The organism is Streptomyces sp. NPDC060209, from assembly GCF_042728155.1.
Lineage (GTDB): Bacteria > Actinomycetota > Actinomycetes > Streptomycetales > Streptomycetaceae > Streptomyces.
The window spans coordinates 1-20,840 of the sequence record NZ_JBHWZS010000005.1 but is presented as its reverse complement, the minus strand read 5'-3'; the positions used below and the strand labels follow the sequence as shown (position 1 = coordinate 20,840).

General features: G+C 72.2%; 18 protein-coding genes. 10 read left to right on the top strand and 8 right to left on the bottom strand.

Features of this window, described 5'->3' with window-relative positions; translation table 11 throughout:
• Positions 1 to 73: 73 nt before the first annotated feature.
• The 6 genes from ACFWFI_RS01865 to ACFWFI_RS01840 are packed head-to-tail and all read right to left on the bottom strand — an operon-like array spanning position 74 to position 5,464.
• On the bottom strand, positions 74 to 1,282 hold the full coding sequence (locus tag ACFWFI_RS01865; protein WP_387384326.1) for a cytochrome P450 family protein: 1,209 nt from the start codon (positions 1,280 to 1,282) through the stop codon (positions 74 to 76).
• On the bottom strand, positions 1,279 to 2,514 hold the full coding sequence (locus ACFWFI_RS01860; protein ID WP_387384324.1) for a cytochrome P450: 1,236 nt from the start codon (positions 2,512 to 2,514) through the stop codon (positions 1,279 to 1,281). Before ACFWFI_RS01860 ends, ACFWFI_RS01865 begins: the two co-directional genes overlap by 4 nt.
• Positions 2,511 to 3,170 carry a GTP-binding protein gene (locus ACFWFI_RS01855; RefSeq protein WP_387384322.1) on the bottom strand — a complete coding sequence of 220 codons (660 nt, stop codon included), beginning with the start codon at positions 3,168 to 3,170 and terminating at the stop codon, positions 2,511 to 2,513. The genes ACFWFI_RS01860 and ACFWFI_RS01855 overlap by 4 nt, the downstream gene beginning before the upstream one ends.
• Positions 3,151 to 3,522, bottom strand: coding sequence for a DUF742 domain-containing protein (locus ACFWFI_RS01850; RefSeq protein ID WP_387384320.1), 372 nt, complete (start codon positions 3,520 to 3,522; stop codon positions 3,151 to 3,153). Before ACFWFI_RS01850 ends, ACFWFI_RS01855 begins: the two co-directional genes overlap by 20 nt.
• Positions 3,519 to 3,947, bottom strand: coding sequence for a roadblock/LC7 domain-containing protein (locus tag ACFWFI_RS01845; protein WP_387384318.1), 429 nt, complete (start codon positions 3,945 to 3,947; stop codon positions 3,519 to 3,521). The genes ACFWFI_RS01850 and ACFWFI_RS01845 overlap by 4 nt, the downstream gene beginning before the upstream one ends.
• Positions 3,944 to 5,464 carry a sensor histidine kinase gene (locus ACFWFI_RS01840; protein WP_387384316.1) on the bottom strand — a complete coding sequence of 507 codons (1,521 nt, stop codon included), beginning with the start codon at positions 5,462 to 5,464 and terminating at the stop codon, positions 3,944 to 3,946. The genes ACFWFI_RS01845 and ACFWFI_RS01840 overlap by 4 nt, the downstream gene beginning before the upstream one ends.
• Positions 5,465 to 5,916: 452 nt before the next feature.
• Here ACFWFI_RS01840 and ACFWFI_RS01835 point away from each other — a divergent pair, with 452 nt between their 5' ends.
• Together ACFWFI_RS01835 and ACFWFI_RS01830 are read left to right on the top strand one after the other, a co-directional pair.
• Positions 5,917 to 7,680 (top strand): LCP family protein, encoded by a 1,764-nt coding sequence (locus ACFWFI_RS01835; RefSeq protein WP_387384314.1) that lies wholly within the window; start codon positions 5,917 to 5,919, stop codon positions 7,678 to 7,680.
• A gap of 99 nt (positions 7,681 to 7,779) precedes the next feature.
• On the top strand, positions 7,780 to 10,551 hold the full coding sequence (locus ACFWFI_RS01830) for an FAD-binding and (Fe-S)-binding domain-containing protein (protein WP_387384312.1): 2,772 nt from the start codon (positions 7,780 to 7,782) through the stop codon (positions 10,549 to 10,551).
• A gap of 14 nt (positions 10,552 to 10,565) precedes the next feature.
• Here ACFWFI_RS01830 and ACFWFI_RS01825 read toward each other — a convergent pair whose 3' ends face one another.
• On the bottom strand, positions 10,566 to 11,732 hold the full coding sequence (locus ACFWFI_RS01825; RefSeq protein ID WP_387384310.1) for a serine hydrolase domain-containing protein: 1,167 nt from the start codon (positions 11,730 to 11,732) through the stop codon (positions 10,566 to 10,568).
• 74 nt (positions 11,733 to 11,806) lie between these two features.
• The gene (locus ACFWFI_RS01820; RefSeq protein ID WP_387384308.1) at positions 11,807 to 12,727 is read right to left on the bottom strand and encodes a LysR family transcriptional regulator; all 921 of its coding nucleotides are present in this window, start codon (positions 12,725 to 12,727) and stop codon (positions 11,807 to 11,809) included.
• Between the two features lie 165 nt (positions 12,728 to 12,892).
• Between ACFWFI_RS01820 and ACFWFI_RS01815 the strand changes: the two genes are divergently transcribed.
• The 8 genes from ACFWFI_RS01815 to ACFWFI_RS01780 form a co-directional block, all read left to right on the top strand.
• On the top strand, positions 12,893 to 13,852 hold the full coding sequence (locus tag ACFWFI_RS01815; RefSeq protein WP_387384307.1) for an EamA family transporter: 960 nt from the start codon (positions 12,893 to 12,895) through the stop codon (positions 13,850 to 13,852).
• A gap of 67 nt (positions 13,853 to 13,919) precedes the next feature.
• Entirely contained in the window at positions 13,920 to 14,456 is a 537-nt protein-coding gene (locus tag ACFWFI_RS01810) for a DinB family protein (protein WP_387384305.1), read from the top strand.
• A gap of 124 nt (positions 14,457 to 14,580) precedes the next feature.
• Complete coding sequence (locus ACFWFI_RS01805) at positions 14,581 to 14,748, top strand: hypothetical protein (protein ID WP_387384303.1); 168 nt, start codon at positions 14,581 to 14,583, stop codon at positions 14,746 to 14,748.
• A 114-nt stretch (positions 14,749 to 14,862) separates the two neighbouring features.
• A complete protein-coding gene (locus ACFWFI_RS01800) occupies positions 14,863 to 15,225 on the top strand; it encodes a cupin domain-containing protein (RefSeq protein ID WP_387384301.1) in 363 nt (120 codons plus the stop codon).
• Positions 15,226 to 15,344: 119 nt separating this feature from the next.
• A complete protein-coding gene (locus tag ACFWFI_RS01795; RefSeq protein WP_387384299.1) occupies positions 15,345 to 16,151 on the top strand; it encodes a TIGR03084 family metal-binding protein in 807 nt (268 codons plus the stop codon).
• Positions 16,148 to 17,851: an acyclic terpene utilization AtuA family protein gene (locus tag ACFWFI_RS01790; protein WP_387384297.1), complete on the top strand. Its 1,704-nt coding sequence runs from the start codon at positions 16,148 to 16,150 to the stop codon at positions 17,849 to 17,851. Before ACFWFI_RS01795 ends, ACFWFI_RS01790 begins: the two co-directional genes overlap by 4 nt.
• The gene (locus ACFWFI_RS01785; RefSeq protein ID WP_387384295.1) at positions 17,848 to 19,443 is read left to right on the top strand and encodes an acyl-CoA carboxylase subunit beta; all 1,596 of its coding nucleotides are present in this window, start codon (positions 17,848 to 17,850) and stop codon (positions 19,441 to 19,443) included. Before ACFWFI_RS01790 ends, ACFWFI_RS01785 begins: the two co-directional genes overlap by 4 nt.
• A gap of 8 nt (positions 19,444 to 19,451) precedes the next feature.
• Positions 19,452 to 20,840, top strand: a 1,389-nt coding sequence (locus tag ACFWFI_RS01780) for an acetyl-CoA carboxylase biotin carboxylase subunit (protein ID WP_387384293.1), incomplete at its 3' end; no start/stop codon positions are given.

The following is a 20,840-nucleotide window of genomic DNA, read 5'->3' as shown; positions in this document are numbered from 1 at the left end:
GACCGTGTCCGTCGGATGAGACACACACTCCGGATCGTGGATGGCCGGTGCGGCCGGAAGGAGAGGCGCGCGATCAGCCCAGATCGACGGGCAGCTCGTACAGGTCGTTCTGGGTCACGATCGGCTTGTTCCGCAGGTCGGAGGCCGGTACCGCGAGGTCCAGATCGGGGAAGCGCTCGTACAGCGCGGGCAGCGCGACCCCCGCCTCCAGGCGGGACAGCGCGGCGCCCGGGCAGACGTGCGGGCCGTGGCCGAAGGCGATGTGGCGGTTGGGGGACCGGGTGATGTCGAACTCACCGGCGGTCGGTCCGTACTGCTTCTCGTCGCGCCCCAGAGCGCCGAAGGAGACGATCAGGGCCTCACCCTTCGGCAGGACCTTGTCGCCGACCTCGATGTCCTCGGTCGCGAAGCGGATCAGGACGTGCGAGGTCGGGGTGTTCCAGCGCAGGGTCTCCTCGATCACGTTCTCCCACGGCACCTCGCCGTTCAGCACGCGCTTGCGCTGCTCGGGGTGGGTCTGGAGCGCCTCGACGACATTGACGACCAGGCTGATCGTGGTCTCGTGGCCGGCCGCGATGATCAGCTGCAGCGTGTTGACGATCTCCTCGTTGGTGAGGTGGTCGCCGTCCTCGGACGCCGCGATCAGGGCGCTGGTCAGGTCGTCGCCCGGGTTCGCCCGCTTGTCGTCGACGATCTTCGTGAAGAGGGTGCCGAGGTCCGCCATCATCTGCGGGACCTCCTCCGGCGGGGTCTGCGTCGAGAAGAACTTCTCGAACAGCTCCTTGAGCCGGGGATGGTCGGCCGCGTCCACGCCCATCAGTTCGCTGATGACGTTCATCGGCAGGGGATAGGCGAACTCCGCCTTCAGGTCGACCGCTTCGCCCTTGGGCAGTGCCGCGAGCCGGTCCAGGGACGCGTTCGTCAGCGCCTCGATGCCGGCCCTCAGCCGCTCCACCCGCTTCACGGTCAGGGCCTGTGCGACGAGGGTGCGCAGCCTGCGGTGGTCGGCGCCGTCGACCGTCAGCATGGAGCGGCCCGGGTTGGCGAGACCGATCAGCGGCCAGTCCATCGGGATCTCGCCGCGCTGCCAGGCGTTCCAGACGTTGATGTCCTTGACCACACGGCTGTCGGTGAGCAGCTGGCGGGCCTCGGCGTGATGCGTCACGGCGTAGCAGTGCACCCCGCCGGGGAGCTCCACCTCGGCCAGCGGGCCGGCGGCGCGCAGCGCGGCGCTCTCGGTGTCGAGGTCGGCGACGAGGGGATCGAGGACGATCCGGGTCATTTCTGGCCTCCAAGTGCAAGGGTGGGCGTGAAGTGCACCGGCAGGTCCGTCAGCCCGCGCAGCCACGGGGACGGGCGCCGGGTCAGCTGGTCCTCGGGGACGTCGAGGTCGATGTCCGGGAGCCGGTCCAGGAGCACCTCGATTCCCGTACGGGCGATGACCTCGGCTGTCTCCTGGGCCGGGAACGGGCAGCGGTGCTCGCCGTGGCCGAAGGAGAGGAAGGCGTTGTTGCCGCCGGTCAGCGTGGAGCCGTCGGTGCGCACCTGCGGGTCACCGTTGGCCGCGGCGATGCCGAGCAGCAGCATGTCGCCGGCGCGGATGTGGCGTCCGCCGAGGTGGGTGTCGCGGGAGGCCCAGCGGCCGGCCACGTTCTGGGTGGGAGTGTCCTCCCAGAGGACCTCGTTCATCGCCTCGGCGACGCTGTGCCGGCCGCCGGAGAGCGAGGCGGCGAAGCGGTCGTCGGTCAGCATCAGCCGCAGCGAGTTGCCGATCCAGTCGGCGGTGGGCTGGTGGCCGGCCGCCATCATGACCATGAGGTCCTGGGCGACCTCCTCGTCGGTGAAGTCGCCGGGGTCGTTCACCATCCTGGTCGCGACGTCGTCGTCGGGCTCGGCGTGCTTGTCGGCCAGGAGCCGGCCCATGGCCTCGCCGAGGTGCTGCTGGCCGGCCAGGGCCCGCTCGCGGCCGTCGATCATGTCGTTGAGCGCTCCCACGAGCGGCCCGCCGACCTCGTCGCTGAACCCGTAGAGCTTGGCCAGCACACGGGCCGGGAGCAGCATCGCGTACTCGGCGATGATGTCGGTCCGCCCGGTCGCGCAGAACCGGTCGATGAGGCTGTCGGCGAACTCCTCCGCGTACCCCTTCAGCGTGAACGGGTCCACGGCCTCAAGCGCATTGCTGATCATGGCCGCGCGGACGGTGTGCCGCTCACCGACCGTGTAGAGGATCGACGGCTGCTTGCGGCCGATCATCGGCAGCAGCGGCCAGCCGTCCGGGATGTTGTCCCACTGGTTCCACAGGTCCGAGTCCCGGCTGAAGAGCACCGGGTCGTTGGTGACCTGGTGCAGTTCGCGGTAACCGACGATCAGCCAGGCGGGTATGTCGCCGTCGAGCACGACCGGGGCCACGGCGCCGTGGTCGCGGCGCATGTCCCGGTACAGCTGCACGGGGTCGGTCTGGAACCGTGGCCCGGACAGGGGGACGGAACCGTGGGACACGGGGCACTGGGTCACGGCGTCGGCTCCGGGGTCTTTGCGGCCGACGGGGCAGGGCTGCCTGCCAGGGCCGCTTCCGCGCCCTTCTTCCGGGCGACGGAGAGTGCGTAGAGGTGCTCGACCAGCGTGATCAGGACGTACTTGCTGGACGAACGGTCCCGGGCGTCGCACTCCACGAGCGGGACGTCGGGCGAGAGGTCGAGTGCCTCGCGGATCTGCTGCTCGGTGTGGAGCGGGCCGCCGAAGTCGTTGCACGCGACGATGAACGGCGTGCCGTGGTGCTCCAGGCGGTCGATCGCGTACCAGGAGTCGGCGAGCCGTCGGGTGTCGACGAGGACGACGGCGCCCAGGGTGCCGGAGAACAGGCGGTCCCACAGGAACCAGAAGCGTTCCTGTCCGGGCGCGCCGAAGAGGTAGAGGACCGAACGCGCGTCGAGCGTGATGCGGCCGAAGTCGAAGGCGACCGTGGTGGACGTCTTGGAGTGCACACCGTCGAGGTCGTCGACGGCCTCGCCCGCGCGGGTCATGGTCTCTTCCGTGTTGAGCGGACGGATCTCGCTCACGGATCGGACCATGGTGGTCTTGCCGACCCCGAAGCCGCCGACGACGACGATCTTCAGTCCGTTGTCGGCCGTCGCCTGCAGGGCGGCACGGTCAGAGGTTGCGGAGTCCAACGAGCACCTGTTCCAGGGTGTCGGTGTCGGGGAGCCGGTCCGCGACACGGGCAGTACGGGGGTGGCGGGCGCTGATCCGGCCGGTGTCGAGCAGGTCGCACAGCATGATGCGGACGATGCTGACGGGCAGATTCAGGGTGGCCGAGATCTCGACGACCGCAGTGGGGCTGTGGCACATCCGCAGGATCGCGACGTGCTCCGACTGCATCCCGGGGTTCGGTTCGCACTCGGCGACGACGAGCGTCACCAGGTCGAACGCGGCCGAGTCGGACCGGCTGCGGCCACCCGTGAGGGTGTACAGCCTGTCCGGGTCGTCGTCGCGTCCGGGCCGGGGGCGCGGGACGGAAGTCATACGTCCGCGGTTTCCGCGGCCGGGGCCGCGTCGCGCGGCGGGGCGACGAGGTACTCGCCCAGCTGCTCGACGAGTTCGCTCATGTTGTGGCCGACGAGGCCGACGTCGGAGTCCTCAGCGGCCACGACCGCCAGGTGGGCGCCCGCGCCCGCCTCGACGATGAACAGCACACCGCCGTAGAACTCGGTCATCGCGGACCGTACGCCGCCGGTGCCGTCACCGAACTCGATGGACGCCCCGTGCGACAGGCTCTGGATGCCCGCGGAGATCGCGGCCAGCTGGTCGGCCTGGTCGACGGAGAGTTCGGGGGTACGGCACAGCTTCAGGCCGTCCCGGGAGAGGACGAGGGCGTGCCGGGCGCCGGGCGTGCGGTCGAGCAGCCCCTCCAGCAGCCAGTTGAGCTTCTCGTCGGTGGTCGCGCTCATCGGGTGTTGCCTTCCGGGTGCGGGGAATTGGCACGTACCGCCTGGCTGAAGGTGCTGAAGCGGGCAGCCTGGACCTTCGGGTCGGTGGTACGGGGCCGGGGGGATTCGGCTTCGCCGGGGGCGGCATTGCCGGTACGTGCTTCGGCGGCGGCCAGGGTGCGGCCGCGGCGGCGCTTGGGCAGCCCGCTCTCGCCGAACTGGGGGACGGCGCCGGTGGACTCGGACGCGGACTCCGGCTTCCCGGGTGCGGCCTCCGCACGCGACGCGGGGACGGGGGAGTCCGATGCCGCGGTGGCCGGGGCCCGGTCCTCCATGTCCGGCGTCGCATGGTCCGGCTCGGGCTCGGGGTGCCGGACGGGCTCGGGGTGCCGGACTGGCTCCGGGAGGGGAGCGGGCGTACGGGAGATGAGCTCCTGCGGCAGCATCATCAGCGCGCCCGTGCCGCCGCGCGCCGACGGCCGGAAGGAGACGGTGAGGCCGTGCTTCCTGGCCAGCCGGCCGACGACGGCGAGGCCGAGCCGGGTGCCGGAGATACCGGTGAGGTCCTGGTTGTCGGCGGACACGGCCCGCTCGGCGCGGCGCAGCTGCACATCGCTCATCACCAGGCCGCTGTCCTCGACGGTGACAACGATGCCTGCGGGGACCTCCTCGACGTACACATGCACCTCGGCGGTGGGCGGCGAGAAGTTTGCGGCGTTGTCGAGGAGTTCGGCCAGGGCGTGCATGACGCCCTCGGCGGCGTGGCCGGCGATCGCCACGTCACTCGTCGAGTGGAGGCGGATGCGCTGGTAGCTGCCGATACGGCCCATCGCGCCGCGCAGGATCGACTCCATCACGATCGGCTTGGCCCAGCGGCGCCCGGAGCGCGCACCGGTCAGCACGGCGATGGAGTCGGCGAGGCGGCCCCCCTGGGCCGTGCGGTGGTCCAGATGCAGCAGATCACCGAGCACGTCCTCGGCGGTGTGCCGGTGCTCCATCTCGCGCAGGTCGGCCAGCATGCTCGTGGACAGGGCCTGCATCCGGCCCGCGGCGTTGGCGCATGCGGAGATCGCTGCGGAGCGCTCGTTCTCGGCACGCCGGGCCCGGGTGGTGAGTCGGGCGGCCTCGGCGGTGAGCCGCTCGTGCTGCTCGGTGGCCTCGACCGTGACCCGGGCGACCCGGTCGTCGGCCTCGGCGGTGACCCGGGCCGCCTCGGCGGAGGCGGCCGCCCTGATCCGGGCGGTCTCCGCGGTGAAGCGCTGCGCCTCGGCGGCCGAGGTCGAGACGAGGCGGGAGGTCTCGGCGGTGAAGCGCTCGGAGTCGGCGGCCCGCAGGGCACGCAGATTTCGGGCGGTGGCGAGCGTGTGGACCGTGACGGTCACCGCGACGCACAGCAGTACGGCGGCGGCACCCGCCCCCCACGCGAGCGGGGTCCGTACCGAGGCGGGAGCGGCGGCGACCGCCCACAGGCACAGAGCACCGGTAACGGCTGCCGATATCAGCAGGGCGAGTGCGGTCGGCCGGAGTGAAGGGCGCAATCGGAGTCCTCGGGGCGGACGGTGCGGAGGAAGGGACAGGTGCGGCGGAGGGACAATCGGGATATTCCGGTGTGGTGACGGTGAAAGGACCACAACTGGAGCTGATTGTTCCTGATCAAGTCACGGCAACTATAGGAGAATTGGCGACTTGTTTGGGGATTCCTTGTGGCCACTTCTGTATGAAATCTGGCTTGAACCGACTCCGGCAGGCTCCTGCGACTTGTGATGCCCGGGTTCAGTGGCGCGATGGAGGGGCAAGTAGTGGCGAATGTTGCGGTATGTCCCCTGTGTGAGGCTTGATTTGTCACGATCGTCGCCCGTAGGCCGGTGGCCAGCTAGTGTGAGCGCTCCGGTGCAGCCGACCTTCCAGGTCGACACTGCCGTAAGACACACCGCGCGCCTTGAAAAGGGGGAGGCGCCGCGCGTGGCCCCGACGGAGGACGCAGGCAACCGTGGACGCGCAAGGCCGTGGGCGGGACGAGGGCATCGACCCCGCAGACCAGTGGGTACTCAACCCCGACACCGGTGATTACGAACTGCGACTGACCCCCTCCACAGGGCGATCATCCGCGTCGACCGGTACGACCGATGCCAGAACACCCGGACCGCGCCGAAGGTCGAAGCCGGAGACGCCGTCGCCCGGCGACAGGGCCTCCGTGCCCGGTCAGCGCGGCGGGCGCCGGGGCGCGGGCGGCGGACGCGGGGACCGGGACGAGGCGCGGAAGCCGGGGAGCCGGGCGGCCGTACCGGCCACCGGGCGCCGCAAGGCGAAGCCCCAGAAGTCCCGCAAGAAGAAGGCCCTGGTGTGGACCGGCGGCGTGCTCGCCCTCCTGATGGTGGGCGTCGGTACCACCGGCTACTTCGTGTACCAGCACTTCAACGGCAACATCACCGCCGTCTCGACCGACGGCGCAGGCACCGGTGGCTTCAGCAAGGACCGGGCGATCAACGTCCTGGTGATCGGGACCGACAAGAGGACCGGCGCGGGCAACGAGGGCTACGGAGACTCGGGCAGTGTCGGCCACGCCGACACCAACATCCTCTTCCATGTCTCCAAGGACCGCACGAACGCGACCGCGCTGAGCATCCCGCGTGACCTGATAACGGACATCCCCGAATGTCCGACGAAGCTGGAGAACGGCGAGGAGAAGGACATCCCGGGGACGTCCGGCGGACGCTTCAACACCAGCCTCGGACAGTCCGAGCGCACCCCCAGCTGCACCATGCGGACCGTCACCGAGCTCACCGGCATCACGCCCGACCACTTCATGGTGGCCGACTTCAACGCGGTCAAGTCCCTGACGACCGCCGTCGGAGGTGTGGACGTCTGTCTCGCCAAGGACATCGACGACAAGGACTCCCACCTCAAGCTGTCCAAGGGGGAGCACACCATCCAGGGTGAGCAGGCCCTGTCCTTCCTGCGTACCCGGCACTCCGTGGGATTCGGCAGCGACCTGAGCCGCATCGAGATCCAGCAGCAGTTCCTGGGCTCCCTGATGCGCAAGCTGAAGTCCAACGACACCCTGACCAGCCCCACCAAGATGTGGTCGCTCGCCGAGGCGGCCACCAAGGCGCTCACCGTCGACGACAAGATCGGCGACATAAACCAGCTCCGCAAGCTGGGCATGGAACTGGCCTCCGTCGACCCCAAGAACATCACGTTCACCACGGTCCCGGTGCTGGACAATCCGGACGACAAGGCCACGGTCATCCTCGACAAGTCCAAGGCGCCGCAGGTCTTCTCGATGATGCGCGAGGACGTCTCCTTCACCGCGGTGGAGAAGAAGGAGAAGGCCGCGGCGAAGGCCGAGGAGGCCGCCAAGCTGAAGGGCGAGATGGCCGACGCGGCCGATGTGCGGGTCGACGTCTTCAACGGCGGCGCCCCCGCCGGCTCCGCGCAGAACGCCCTGGACTGGCTGCAGAACGAAGAAGGCGTGCTGAAGTCCACGAACCAGGCGAACGCGCCGGAGGACGTGAAGAAGACCCAGCTCGTCTACGCCCCCAACCAGGCGGACCAGGCCCGCCGGCTGGCCGACATGATGGGCCTGTCGGCCTCGGCCCTCAAGCCGACGACGACGGACGCCGGCGCGATGGACCCGATGGTGCTGACCCTGGGCCCGGACTTCACCGAGGCGGGCAGCCCGCTCTCGGCCCCGCAGAAGGCGCCGGAGGACATCCAGCGCGTGGAGGCCGACAAGGCGGTCTGCGCGAAGTAACCCGAAGCCGGCCCCGCACATCGCCGCGGGGCCGGCGAAGGCACGCCCGTCCGGCGATCGAGGCCGTCCCCCCGCCTCCAGGACCGGCATGCTGGGCCCATGCCCGCCACCGACCTCACCCGAGCCCTGGCCCAGGCCGTCCACGGCGACGTGGAGTCCGACGCGACCGCCCGCGCCCTGACGACCATGGACGCCTCCAACTACCGCCGTGTCCCGCAAGCGGTCGTGGCCCCCCGCGACGCCTCGGACGTCGCCGAGACGCTCCGCATCTGCCGGGAGCACGCCACACCGGTCGTGCCGAGGGGCGCCGGCACCTCCATCGCCGGCCAGGCCACCGGCACCGGCGTCGTCCTGGACTTCACACGTCACATGCGGCGCATCATCGAGCTGGACCCCGTGTCCCGCACCGCCGTCGTCCAGCCAGGCGTCGTCCTGGACGATCTGAGGGCCGCGGCAGCCCCGCACGGGCTGACGTTCGGCCCCGACCCGTCCACCCACAGCCGCTGCACACTCGGCGGCATGATCGGCAACAACTCCTGCGGATCCCACTCCGTGGCCTGGGGCACCACCGCCGACAACCTCCGCAGCCTGCGCGTCGTGCGCTACGGCGGAGGCGAGGCCCTGCACATCGGACGCGGCCTGCCCGGCGCACCGCCCGGCCTCCACGAGTTCGCCGCCTCCCACCTCGCCCTCCTGCGCACCGGCTTCCCCGAACTCCCGCGCCGTATCTCCGGATACGCCCTCGACGCACTGCTCCCCGAGCACGGCCCGGACCCGGCCCGGGCCCTCTGCGGAAGCGAGGGGACGCTCGCCGTGGTCACCGAGGCGACCGTCCGACTCGTCGGGACGCCCGCCGCACGCGCGCTCGCCGTCCTCGGGTACGCCGACGAGCCGGCCGCCGCCGAAGCCGCCCCCGGCCTCCTTCCGTACGGCCCGCTCACCGTGGAGGGCATGGCCGCCGACCTCGTACGCGAACCGGCCGGCCTGCCACGCGGCGCGGCCTGGCTGTTCGTGGAGACGGGCGGCGACACCCCCGCCGAGGCCCGCGCCCACGCGGCACGGATCCTGCGCGCGGCCGACGCCCTGGACGGCACCGTCGTCACCGACCCCGCCGCCATGCGGACCCTGTGGCGCATCCGCGAGGACGCCGCCGGTACGGCGACCCGGATGCCGGACGGCAGGGAGGCGTGGCCGGGCTGGGAGGACTGCGCCGTACCGCCCGCCCGCCTCGGCCCGTATCTGCGCGACTTCCGGGCGCTGCTCGCCGAACACGGCCTGCACGGCACCCCGTACGGGCACTTCGGCGACGGCTGCATCCACGTACGCATCGACTTCGACCTGCTGACCGAACAGGGCGTGGCCCGCTTCCGCCGCTTCTCCGAGGACCAGGCCGACCTCGTCGTCGCGCACGGCGGATCGCTGAGCGGCGAACACGGCGACGGGCAGGCGAGGGCCGAGCTGCTGCCCCGGATGTACGGGGACGACATGGTGGGCCTGTTCACACGGTTCAAGGACCTCTGGGACCCGGACGGCGGCCTGAACCCTGGCATCCTCGCCCGACCCGCACGGCTCGACGAGAACCTCCGCTTCGCCGTGCTCCCCGGGCGCCCCGTGGACGTGGCCTTCGGCTACCCGCACGACGGCGGTGACTTCACGGCAGCCGTACGCCGCTGCGTCGGCGTCGCCAAGTGCCGTACGGCGGAGCCGGGTCCGGACGTCATGTGCCCCTCCTTCCGCGCGACCGGAGAGGAGGCGCACTCCACCCGGGGTCGCGCCCGGCTGCTCCACGAGATGCTCGCCGGCGAGGTGATCACGGACGGCTGGCGGTCCACGGAGGTACGGGACGCGCTCGACCTGTGCCTGTCCTGCAAGGGCTGCCGCACCGACTGCCCGGTCGGCGTCGACATGGCCACGTACAAGGCGGAGTTCCTCCACCACCACTACAGGAACCGGCTGCGCCCGGCCGCGCACTATGCGATGGGCGGTCTCCCGAGGTGGCTGCGGACGGCGGCCCCCTTCGCGGGCCTGCTCAACGCCCTGGCGCGGATCGGACCGCTCGCCGCCCTCGCCCGGCGGCTCGGCGGCATCGACCCGCGCCGGACGCTCCCGGTCCTGGCGCGGCAGACGTTCCGGGCCTGGGCACGCACCCGCCGGACACCGGGGGCCGGGGAGGCCGTCGTCCTCTGGCCGGACACCTTCACCGACCACCTCTCCCCGGAGGTCGGCCGCGCGGCGGTCCGGGTCCTGGAGTCGGCCGGCCGGACGCCGGTGCTGCCCGGCCGAGGCGTCTGCTGCGGCCTCACCTATGTGTCGACGGGCCGGCTCGACGCGGCCCGCGCCGTCATGCGCCGCACCCTGGACCGGATGGGCGCGGCGCCCGGCGCCCCGGTCGTCGTCCTGGAACCGAGCTGCGCCGCCACCCTCCGCACGGACCTGCCGGAGCTCCTCCCCGACGACCCGCGCGCCGCCGGACTCGCCGCCTCCGTACGCACCCTGGCCCAGTACCTGGAGGAGTACGCCCCCGACTGGACGCCGCCCCGGCTGGACCGCCGGGTCGCCGGCCAGACCCACTGCCATCAGCACGCGGTGTTCGGCGACGCGGCCGAGCGCAGGCTCCGCGAGAAGGCGGGCCTGACCGGTGAGCTGAGCGGCGGCTGCTGCGGGCTGGCCGGCAACTTCGGCTTCGAGAAGGGCCACTGGGATGTCTCGGTTGCCTGCGCCGAGGACCAGCTGCTCCCCTCCGTGCGGGAGTCGGAACCCGGCACGGAACTGCTGGCCGACGGCTTCTCCTGCCGCACCCAGCTGGATCAGCTGGCGGGGCGGCGGGCCCGGCACCTCGCCGAAGTGCTGGCGGAAGGGCTGGACGCGTAGAAGGAGGGCGCGCCTCAGAGCTTCGCGACGGCCTCGCTCACCGCAGCGGACAGCCGCTCGTTCTCCGGGGCCGCGCCGCCGGGAAGGGCGAAGCGGCGCCGGGTGTAGCCGTAGGCCACGCCGTTGGCGGGATCGGCGTACGCCTGCGAGCCCGCGGCTCCCGAGTGGCCGAAGGCGCCCTCGCCCAGGGCCGGGTAGTGCGCCCGCGACGCCTCGAAGCCGAAGGCGAAGGCGTCGACCTCGGCGGTCACCACATCGGTCCCCGTCCACCGCACCCGGCCGACCTCGGCCAGCGTCTCCGGCTTGAGCAGGGGTGCCCGGCCGTCCACCTCGGAGATCGCCGCCGCGTACATCCCCGCGAGCCCGCGCGCCGAGCCCACCCCGCCGACCGAGGCCGGGCCGAGTGCGCGCACCGCGCGGGTGTTGGCCAGGGCGACCAGGTCGAGCGGCGGGTCGGCCGCGAAGCCGAACGCGATCCCCATCAGGCCGTCCAGGTCGATCGGGTTCGCCGCGGACTCGGCGGCCTGCTCGGGTGTGGCGACGCCGGGCCGGATGCTCACGTAGCGGGGTTCGAGCTCCTCGGGCAGGCCCAGATGGAAGTCGAGTCCGTACGGGGCGCGCACCCGCTCCTCGAAGAGCTCCTGGACCGACCGCCCGGTGACCCGCCGGACCACCTCGCCGGTGAGGGCGCCGATCACCAGCGCGTGGTAGCCGTACTCCGTACCGGGCGTCCAGTAGGGCCGCTGTCCCGCCAGCCGCCCGGCGAGGATCCGGTCGTCGGCCAGCTCCTCGACGGTGAATCCGCCGTCCGCCCAGATCAGCCCGGCGCGGTGCGATATCAGTTCCCGCACGGTCAGTTCGCCCTTGCCCTCGGCGGCGAACTCCGGCCAGTACGACGCGACCGTACGGTCCGGATCGATGACGCCGTCCTGGACGAGCAGGGCGACGACGAGATGGGCGGCGCCCTTGGTCGAGGAGTACACGGCGGGCAAGGAGTCCCCGGCGATTCCCTCCCCGGCCCACAGGTCCACCACCAGCCGGCCGTGGTGGTACACGGCCAGCTGGCCGCCGGGCTCGGTGTGGTCCGCGGCGAGTACGGCGGCGAACTCCTCCCGTACGCCTTCGAATCCCGCCGCGACCGTGCCGTGCACGGTGATGGTGTTGTCGCCGGTGCCCGTCATGAGGTGCCCCCTGGAAATCATCGACCTGATCGGTACCGGTCCCCAACTGCCTTGCAGGGCCGCCGCATTCCCCGCTACCCGGTGGAATTTCCGGGCGGCGTCCGCTGTTCGCGCGCCACGATCTCCCGGGCGAGCGCCGCCAGTCGGGGCAGTGCGGGATGGCCGGGGCCGTCCCGGCGGGCCAGCAGGACGGGCAGCGGCGGGGCGTCGTCCAGCGGAACATAGGTGACCCCGGCGTGCGGATGCATCTGGGCGGTGGAGGCCCCCGAGACCCCGCTGCCGCGTCCGGCCGCGATGGCGGTGAGCCAGTCGTCGGTGTTGGCGACGGTGAGGGTGGCGGCCGGACGCGCGTGCGGGGGCCACAGGCCGAGCGTGGTGGCGCCCGAGACGGTGTTCAGGACGACCGCGTCGCCGGTCAGATCGGCCAGGGACAGAGAGGCGCGGGCGGCGAGCGGGCCGTCGGCGGCCACGGCCGCCACCCGCTCCTCGGTGAACAGCACCTCTGTGACGAGTCCCGGGGTGTCCACGGGCCCGCGGAGCAGCGCCGCGTCCACCTCGCCGCGGGTGAGGCCGGCCGTGCGGTCGTCGATGCGCAGCAGCTCCAGCGGGGTTCCCGGGTGGCGCTGCTGCCAGGTCCGCAGCAGCGGTGTGGTGTACGGGCCGAACGCCGACCAGGCGTGCCCGAGCCGCAGTGGCCAGTCGCGCAGCCGGCCCGGTTCGAGGGCCTCGTCGAAGGCGCCGACCGCGGCGGCGGCCTTGTCGCGGAATGCGACGCCTTCGGGGGTCAGGGCGAGGTGATGGGTGGAGCGGTCGACGAGCCGGACGCCCAGGTGCTTCTCCAGGGCGGCGAGCGTGCGGGAGACGACGGGCTGGGTGACCCGGAGCCGGGCGGCGGCGCGGGTGACGCTGCCCTCGTCGGCGATCGCGAGGAAGGCCCGCAGGTGCCGGACCTCGATACCGCGGCCGGCGTTCCCGGTGCCCTGTCCAGTGCTCATGCGTCCGGAGCATAACGGGAGCGCAATCGGCATTTCACGGGAGGCGCGCGGGTCTCTACGGTGAGGACGTGAGCGGCTCGTGTTCGGTGCCGTATCGTGGACTTCCCGGTGCACCATAATGTACTCAACTCGGTGCACTCAAACGAACCGAACGAAAGGTGTCCGGTGAACGACCCGCGCGCTGCCGCAGAGTCGGCCGCTGCCGTTTCCGTACCCGAGGCGGTGTCCGCACTCGACGAGCCCGGCCATGGACGGCCGGGCCGCCCGGGCGGCCGCGGAGCCGCACTCGGTCCGGTCGCACTGGTGGTGGCGGGCGGGCTCTCCGTCCAGTTCGGCGCGGCGGTCGCCGTCCTGCTGATGCCGAAGGCGGGCGCGCTCGGCGTCGTCACCCTGCGCCTCGCGGCCGCCGCGCTCGTCCTGCTGGTCGTCTGCCGGCCGAAGCTCCGGGGGCATTCGCGCGCCGACTGGGGCACCGTGGTGGCCTTCGGCATCGCGATGGGAGGCATGAACACGCTCTTCTACCAGGCTGCCGACCGCATCCCGCTGGGCGCGGCCGTCACCCTGGAGGTGCTGGGCCCGCTGGTCCTGTCCGTCGTCGCCTCGCGCCGCCTGGTCAACCTCGTCTGGGCGGCTCTGGCGCTCTGCGGTGTCGTCCTGCTCAGCGGTGGCGGCTTCGACCGTCTGGACCCGGTCGGGGCGGCGTACGCCCTGGGTGCGGGCGTCATGTGGGCGCTGTACATCCTCTTCAGTGCCCGCACCGGCCGCCGCTTCCCGCAGGCGGACGGACTGGCCCTGGCCATGGTGGTGGCGGCGGCCCTCTCGCTGCCCCTCGGCATCATGGAATCGGGCTCGAAGCTCGTGGTCCCGTCCACGCTGGGTCTGGGTATCGCCGTGGCGCTGCTGAGCTCGGTCCTTCCGTACACCCTCGAACTCATGGCCCTGCGCCGGCTGCCCGCGCCCACCTTCGCGGTCCTCATGAGCCTCGAACCCGCCATCGCGGCCACAGCGGGCTTCCTCATCCTCGACCAGGCACTCTCCACCACCGACGCCCTGGCCATCGCCCTGGTCATCGGCGCGAGCATGGGCGCGGTGCGCAGCCAGACGCGGGGCTCCCGGAAGCGGTGAGCTCGTGCGCCGGGGAACCTGTCCGTTCCGCCTGCGCGTCCAGGCGTCCGATCCTAGGGTGGTCGCGATGGCCGACCTGGAGGAACACATGCCGGAACGCGACGATCTGCTCGTGCTCGTGACCGATCAGCGCACCAACTTTCTCTACACCGTCGCGAATCTCGACGACGCCGGGGCCCGCGCCCGGACGACGGTCAGCGAGCTGACCCTCGGCGGACTCCTGAAGCACCTCGGACTCGTGCAGCGCAGCTGGCTCGACGTCGTCGAGGGTACCGCCCCCGCCAAGGTCGACTGGGCGGACCTCGACCCCGACGGCAACCGGATGACCGACGCCGAGACGGTGGCGGGGCTGCTGGAGGCCTTCCGCACGGCGGCGGCCGCGTTCGACCGTACGGTGCGCGAGGAGGACCTCGACCGCGAGGTCACCCTGCCTTCGTACCCCTGGTCGCCCCCGGAGCCGGTCGTCTGGACCGTCCGTCACGTCCTGTGGCACATCTTCCGTGAGATCGCGCACCACAGCGGCCACGCCGACATCATCCGCGAGGCGCTGGACGGTGCGAGCACCACGGCGAAGATGGCCGAGGCGGCGTCGAAGGGGCAGTAGCGAGCGCACCGCAGGGGCCGGCATGGGCGCCGTGGCGCGGCCGTGCCGGCCCGCGCCGCGTCCCCCTCGCCGGGAACGCGTGCGGGAGGCACGATGGAAGGGAGTGGAGGAAGGAGGCCCGCGCATGGGATCCGCAAAGGGAACGGACGAGTACGACGGGCTGTACTCGCACACCCCCTCGCAGGCCGAGGGCGAACGCGACGAGCCTGCCGCGCGCGGCAGTGCCCTGGAGATGCACCCCGACGTCCCCCGTACCGAACCCTCCCAGGCCGAGGGCGACCGCACGGAGTAGGCGCGGGCGGCTCAGCCGTCGACGCACCTGCATGGTCGCCGGGAAGCCCAGGGCGCGGTGCGCCCCGCAGTCCTGAAGGTCGGGGCAGTCGGTCCGGCTGTTAGTTTCCGGACCATGAACGACGGCGTGTATACGGGCCATGCGGAGAAGGACGCGGCGCTGGACCGCGGATGGCTGCTGGGCCACTTCAAGGACCCGTCCGACCCGCGCCACAGCGAGGCGCTGGAGATCAAGTGGGGCGTCCACCCCCGGGGCGACGAGCGGGCGCAGTGGGTGAGGGGCGAGGAACGCACGGCGCTGCTCGTGCTCATCAGCGGCCGCTTCCGGATGCGGTTCCCCGAGCGCGATGTGCTGCTGGAACGCCAGGGCGACTACGTCGTATGGGGCCGGGGCGTCGACCACTCCTGGTGCGCGGAGGAGGAGTCCGTGGTGCTGACCGTGCGCTGGCCTTCCGTCCCGGGCTACCGGACCGGCTGATCCACCCGGGGGGAAACGGATGCGCACCCGCCGGAACAAATCATGCAAGCATGCTTGCTTGTTTTATGGAGCGCTGGCATGCTCCGGGGCACACCGCCACGCCCCGAGGGGAGCGCACCGTGCCCGACGCAACGGCCCTGACCGCCGCCGTGCTCGACGACATGCGTGAGGAGAGCGACGAACTCGACCTGCTGGTCGCGGGGTTGAGCGCACGCGAGTGGGCCGCGCCGACACCCGCCGAGGGGTGGACCGTCGCCCATCAGATCGCCCACCTCAACTGGACCGACGAGGTCGCCCTGGTCGCCGCCACCGAGCCCGACGCCTTCTCCGCCGAGGTCGAGAAGGCGCTGGCCGCCCCCGAGACCTTCGTCGACGAGGCGGCCGAAGCAGCAGTCACCGCCCTGACGCCCGAAGCGCTGCTCGTGGAGTGGCGGGAGGGGCGGGCCCGGCTCCAGGAGGCGCTCCGTGCGACGCCGGCGGGGACGAAACTGCCCTGGTACGGCCCGCCCATGAGCGTCGCCTCGATGGCGACCGCGCGGCTCATGGAGACCTGGGCACACGGCCAGGACATCGCCGACGCGCTCGGCGTGACCAGGAAGCCCACCGCCCGGCTGCGGCACGTCGCCAGGATCGGCGTACGGGCCCGGGACTACGCCTACTTCGTACGGGGCCTGCAACCGCCCGCCGAGCAGTTCCGGGTGGAACTGCGAGCCGAGGACGGCGGCTTGACCGTGTACGGCCCCGAGGATGCCGCCCAGCGGGTCACCGGGCCGCTCCTCGACTTCTGCCTGCTCGTCACCCGGCGCGCCCACCGGGACGACCTCGCAGTCGAGGCGGTGGGCGCGGACGCCGACCGGTGGCTGGACATCGCGCAGTCCTTCGCGGGCCCGGCCGGAACCGGACGGCCCCCGAAGGCCGGCCGATGACCCGGCCGCTGCGCATCGGCAACGCGTCCGGCTTCTACGGCGACCGCTTCGACGCCGTACGCGACATGCTCACCGACGGCCCGCTGGACGTCCTGACCGGTGACTACCTCGCCGAACTCACCATGCTGATCCTGGGCCGCAGCCGCCTCAAGGACCCGGAGCGCGGATACGCCTCGACCTTCCTGCGGCAGCTGGAGGAGAGCCTCGGGCTCGCCCACGAGCGGGGCGTGAAGATCGTCGCCAACGCCGGGGGGCTGAATCCGGCCGGACTCGCCGACGCCGTACGGGAGCTGGCGGACCGGACCGGCGTACCCGTGCGCGTCGCGCATGTGGAAGGCGACGCCCGCCCCGTGCCCGACGGCTACCTCACCGCCAACGCCTACCTCGGCGGCGGAGGCATCGCGGCCTGTCTGCGCGCCGGGGCCGACATCGTCGTCACCGGCCGGGTCACCGACGCCGCTCTCGTCACCGGACCCGCCGCCGCCCACTTCGGCTGGGGGCCGGGCGCCCACGACGCCCTCGCCGGGGCCGTCGTCGCCGGGCACGTCCTGGAGTGCGGGACCCAGGCCACCGGCGGCAACTACGCCTTCTTCGGTGACCACGACGTCCGCCGGCCGGGATTCCCGCTCGCCGAGATCCACGAGGACGGAAGCAGCGTCATCACCAAGCACGACGGCACGGGCGGCGTCGTCGACATCGGGACCGTCACCGCGCAGCTGCTGTACGAGACCGGCGGAGCCCGCTACGCCGGGCCCGACGTCACCGCCCGACTAGACACGGTGCGGCTGACACAGGACGGGCCCGACCGGGTGCGGATCAGCGGCGTACGCGGCGAGGCGCCGCCCCCCACGCTGAAGGTCGGGCTCAACCGGCTCGGCGGGTGGCGCAACGAGGTCGTCTTCGTGCTGACCGGACTCGACATCGAGGCCAAGTCCCGGCTCGTGCGAGACCAGTTCACCGACGCCCTCGACCGTGCCGGATCGAAGCCCGCCGAGGTGCGGTGGGAGCTCGCCCGCACCGACCGGGCCGACGCCGGCACCGAGGAGACCGCGAGCGCCCTGCTCCGGCTCGTCGTGCGCGACCCGGACGCGGAAGCGGTCGGCCGCGCCGTGTCCGGGGCGGCCGTCGAGCTGGCTCTCGGCAGCTACCCGGGCTTCCATGTGACGGCCCCGCCCGGGAAGGGCGCGCCGTACGGGGTGTTCGAGGCCGCGTACGTACCGGCCGAGGACGTCCCTCATGTCGCCGTACTGCCCGACGGGTCGCGCTCGGTCGTCGCGACGGCCGGCGCGTACAAGGACATCGAGGACGTGGCGGAACCGGAACTGCCCGAACCGCTGCCCGCCGGGCCCACCCGCACCGCGCCCCTCGGCTGCGTGGCGGGCGCCCGCAGCGGCGACAAGGGCGGCGACGCCAACGTCGGGGTGTGGGTCCGCACGGACGAGGCCTGGCGGTGGCTGGCCCACGAGCTGACCGTCGCCCGCTTCCGGCAACTGCTCCCGGAGACCGCCGGGCTCACCGTCGTACGCCATGTCCTGCCCCGTCTGCGGGCCCTCAACTTCGTCGTCCACGGTCTGCTGGGTGAAGGCGTCGCCGCACAGGCGCGCTTCGATCCGCAGGCCAAGGCGGTGGGGGAGTGGCTGCGGTCCCGGCACGTCACCGTCCCCGTGGCGCTCCTGGAAGAACCGGAGGTGAACGCATGACCGTCCTGCCCACCGCGCTCGACACCGCGGGGCCCGAATACGCCGCCCATCGCGAGACCATGCTCGCGAAGCTCGCCGACCTGGAAACCGAGCACGCCAAGGCTCTCGCGGGCGGAGGCGAGAAATACGTGGCGCGCCACCGGAAGCGCGGCAAGCTCCTCGCCCGCGAGCGGATCGAGCTGCTGGTCGACCCGGACACGCCGTTCCTGGAGCTGTCCCCGCTCGCCGCCTGGGGCAGCGACCACGCGGTCGGCGCTTCGCTCGTCACCGGGATCGGGATCGTGTCCGGGGTGGAGTGCCTGATCACCGCCAACGACCCGACCGTACGCGGCGGCGCCTCCAACCCCTGGACCCTGAAGAAGGCCCTGCGCGCCAACGAGATCGCCTTCGCCAACCGGCTGCCCTGCGTCTCCCTGGTGGAGTCCGGCGGCGCCGACCTGCCCTCGCAGAAGGAGATCTTCATCCCCGGCGGGGCACTGTTCCGCGATCTCACCCGGCTGTCCGCCGCCGGGATCCCCACCGTGGCCGTGGTGTTCGGCAACTCGACGGCCGGAGGCGCGTACGTCCCCGGCATGTCCGACCACACCGTGATGATCAAGGAACAGTCCAAGGTCTTCCTCGGCGGCCCGCCCCTGGTGAAGATGGCCACCGGCGAGGAGAGCGACGACGAGTCGCTCGGCGGCGCCGAGATGCACGCCCGCACCTCCGGCCTCGCCGACCACTACGCCCTCGACGAGCACGACGCGCTGCGCCAGGCCCGCCGTATCGTCGCCCGGCTCAACTGGCGCAAGGCACACCCGGACCCGGGCCCCGCCGAGCCGCCGAAGTACGACGAGGACGAGCTGGTCGGGATCGTCCCCGGGGACCTCAAGACCCCCTTCGACCCGCGCGAGGTCATCGCCCGGCTCGTCGACGGCTCGGACTTCGACGCCTTCAAACCGCTCTACGGAACCAGCCTGGTCACCGGCTGGGCGCGCCTGCACGGCTACCCCGTCGGCATCCTCGCCAACGCCCAGGGCGTGCTGTTCAGCGAGGAGTCGCAGAAGGCCGCCCAGTTCATCCAGCTCGCCAACCAGCGCGACATCCCGCTGCTGTTCCTGCACAACACCACCGGCTACATGGTCGGCAAGGAGTACGAGCAGGGCGGCATCATCAAGCACGGCGCGATGATGATCAACGCGGTGTCCAACTCCCGGGTCCCCCATCTGTCCGTGCTGATGGGCGCCTCCTACGGCGCCGGCCACTACGGCATGTGCGGACGGGCCTACGACCCCCGCTTCCTCTTCGCCTGGCCCAGCAGCAAGTCCGCCGTCATGGGACCCCAGCAGCTCGCCGGCGTCCTCTCGATCGTCGCCCGCGCCTCCTCCGCCGCGAAGGGGCTGCCCTACGACGACGAGGCCGACGCCGGTCTGCGCGCCATGGTGGAACAGCAGATCGAGTCCGAGTCGCTGCCGATGTTCCTTTCCGGGCGGCTGTACGACGACGGGGTCATCGACCCGCGCGACACCAGGACCGTCCTCGGGATGTGCCTGTCAGCGATCCATACGGCACCGGTCGAAGGCGCGCGCGGCTTCGGCGTCTTCCGGATGTGAGGCATCGGATGATCACCGCACTGCTTGTCGCCAACCGGGGCGAGATCGCCTGCCGGATCTTCCGCACCTGCCGTGAGCTGGGCATCTCCACCGTCGCCGTGTACTCCGACGCGGATGCCGACGCCCTGCACGTAAGGGAGGCCGACACCGCCGTACGCCTGCCGGGGGCCGCGCCCGCCGATACGTATCTCCGGGGCGACCTCGTCGTCGCCGCCGCCCTCGCGGCCGGCGCCGACGCCGTGCACCCGGGGTACGGCTTCCTCTCGGAGAACGCCGGGTTCGCCCGGGCCGTGCAGGACGCGGGCCTCGTCTGGGTGGGGCCCCCGGTCAAGGCCATCGAGCTGATGGCGTCCAAGACCCGGGCCAAGGAGCTGATGGCCGCCGCCGAGGTGCCCCTGCTCGCCCCGGTCGATCCGGGCAGCGCCACGGCCGCCGATCTGCCCCTGCTGCTGAAGGCGGCGGCGGGCGGCGGCGGGCGCGGGATGCGGATCGTACGGGAACTCGAAGCGCTGCGGCAGGAGCTGACCGCGGCCTCCGCCGAAGCGGCCGGGGCCTTCGGGGACGGCGAGGTCTTCGCCGAGCCGTACGTCGAAGGAGGCCGGCACGTCGAGGTCCAGGTCATGGCGGACGGGCAGGGCACGGTGTGGGCGCTCGGCACCCGCGACTGCTCGCTCCAGCGCCGCCACCAGAAGGTCATCGAGGAAGCTCCCGCGCCGGGTCTCGACGACGGGCTGCGCCGGCGGCTGCACGACGCGGCCGTCGCCGCGGCACAGGCGGTGGGCTACCGGGGCGCGGGGACCGTCGAGTTCCTCGTATCGGCCGAAGGGCGCCCCTGCTTCCTGGAGATGAACACCCGGCTCCAGGTCGAACACCCCGTCACGGAGGCGGTGTTCGGGCTCGACCTCGTCGCCCTGCAACTGCGGATCGCCGAAGGCTGCCCCCTGCCCGCCGCCGCACCCCCGGAGCCGTCCGGACACGCCGTCGAGGCCCGGCTGTACGCCGAGGACCCGGCCCGGGACTGGCAGCCGCAGACCGGAGCACTGCTCACGCTCGATGTGCCCGAAGAGCCCGGTATCCGCCTCGACACCGGATACACCGGCGGCGACACCATCGGGGTGCACTACGACCCGATGCTCGCCAAGGTCATCGCACACGCCCCCACCCGCACCGAGGCCGTCCGCCTCCTCGCCCGCGCCCTGGAACGCGCCCGCATCCACGGCCCTGTCACCAACAGGGAGCTGCTCGTACGCTCCCTGCGCCACCCGGACTTCGCCGGGGGGCGCCTCGACACCGGCTTCTACGACCGGCACCTGGCCGCTCTGACGGCGACCGGGAATCCCGGCGAGGGTGAACAGCCCGGCGCGCAGGGGAACTCGCTCGGCGACATCGAAACCGCC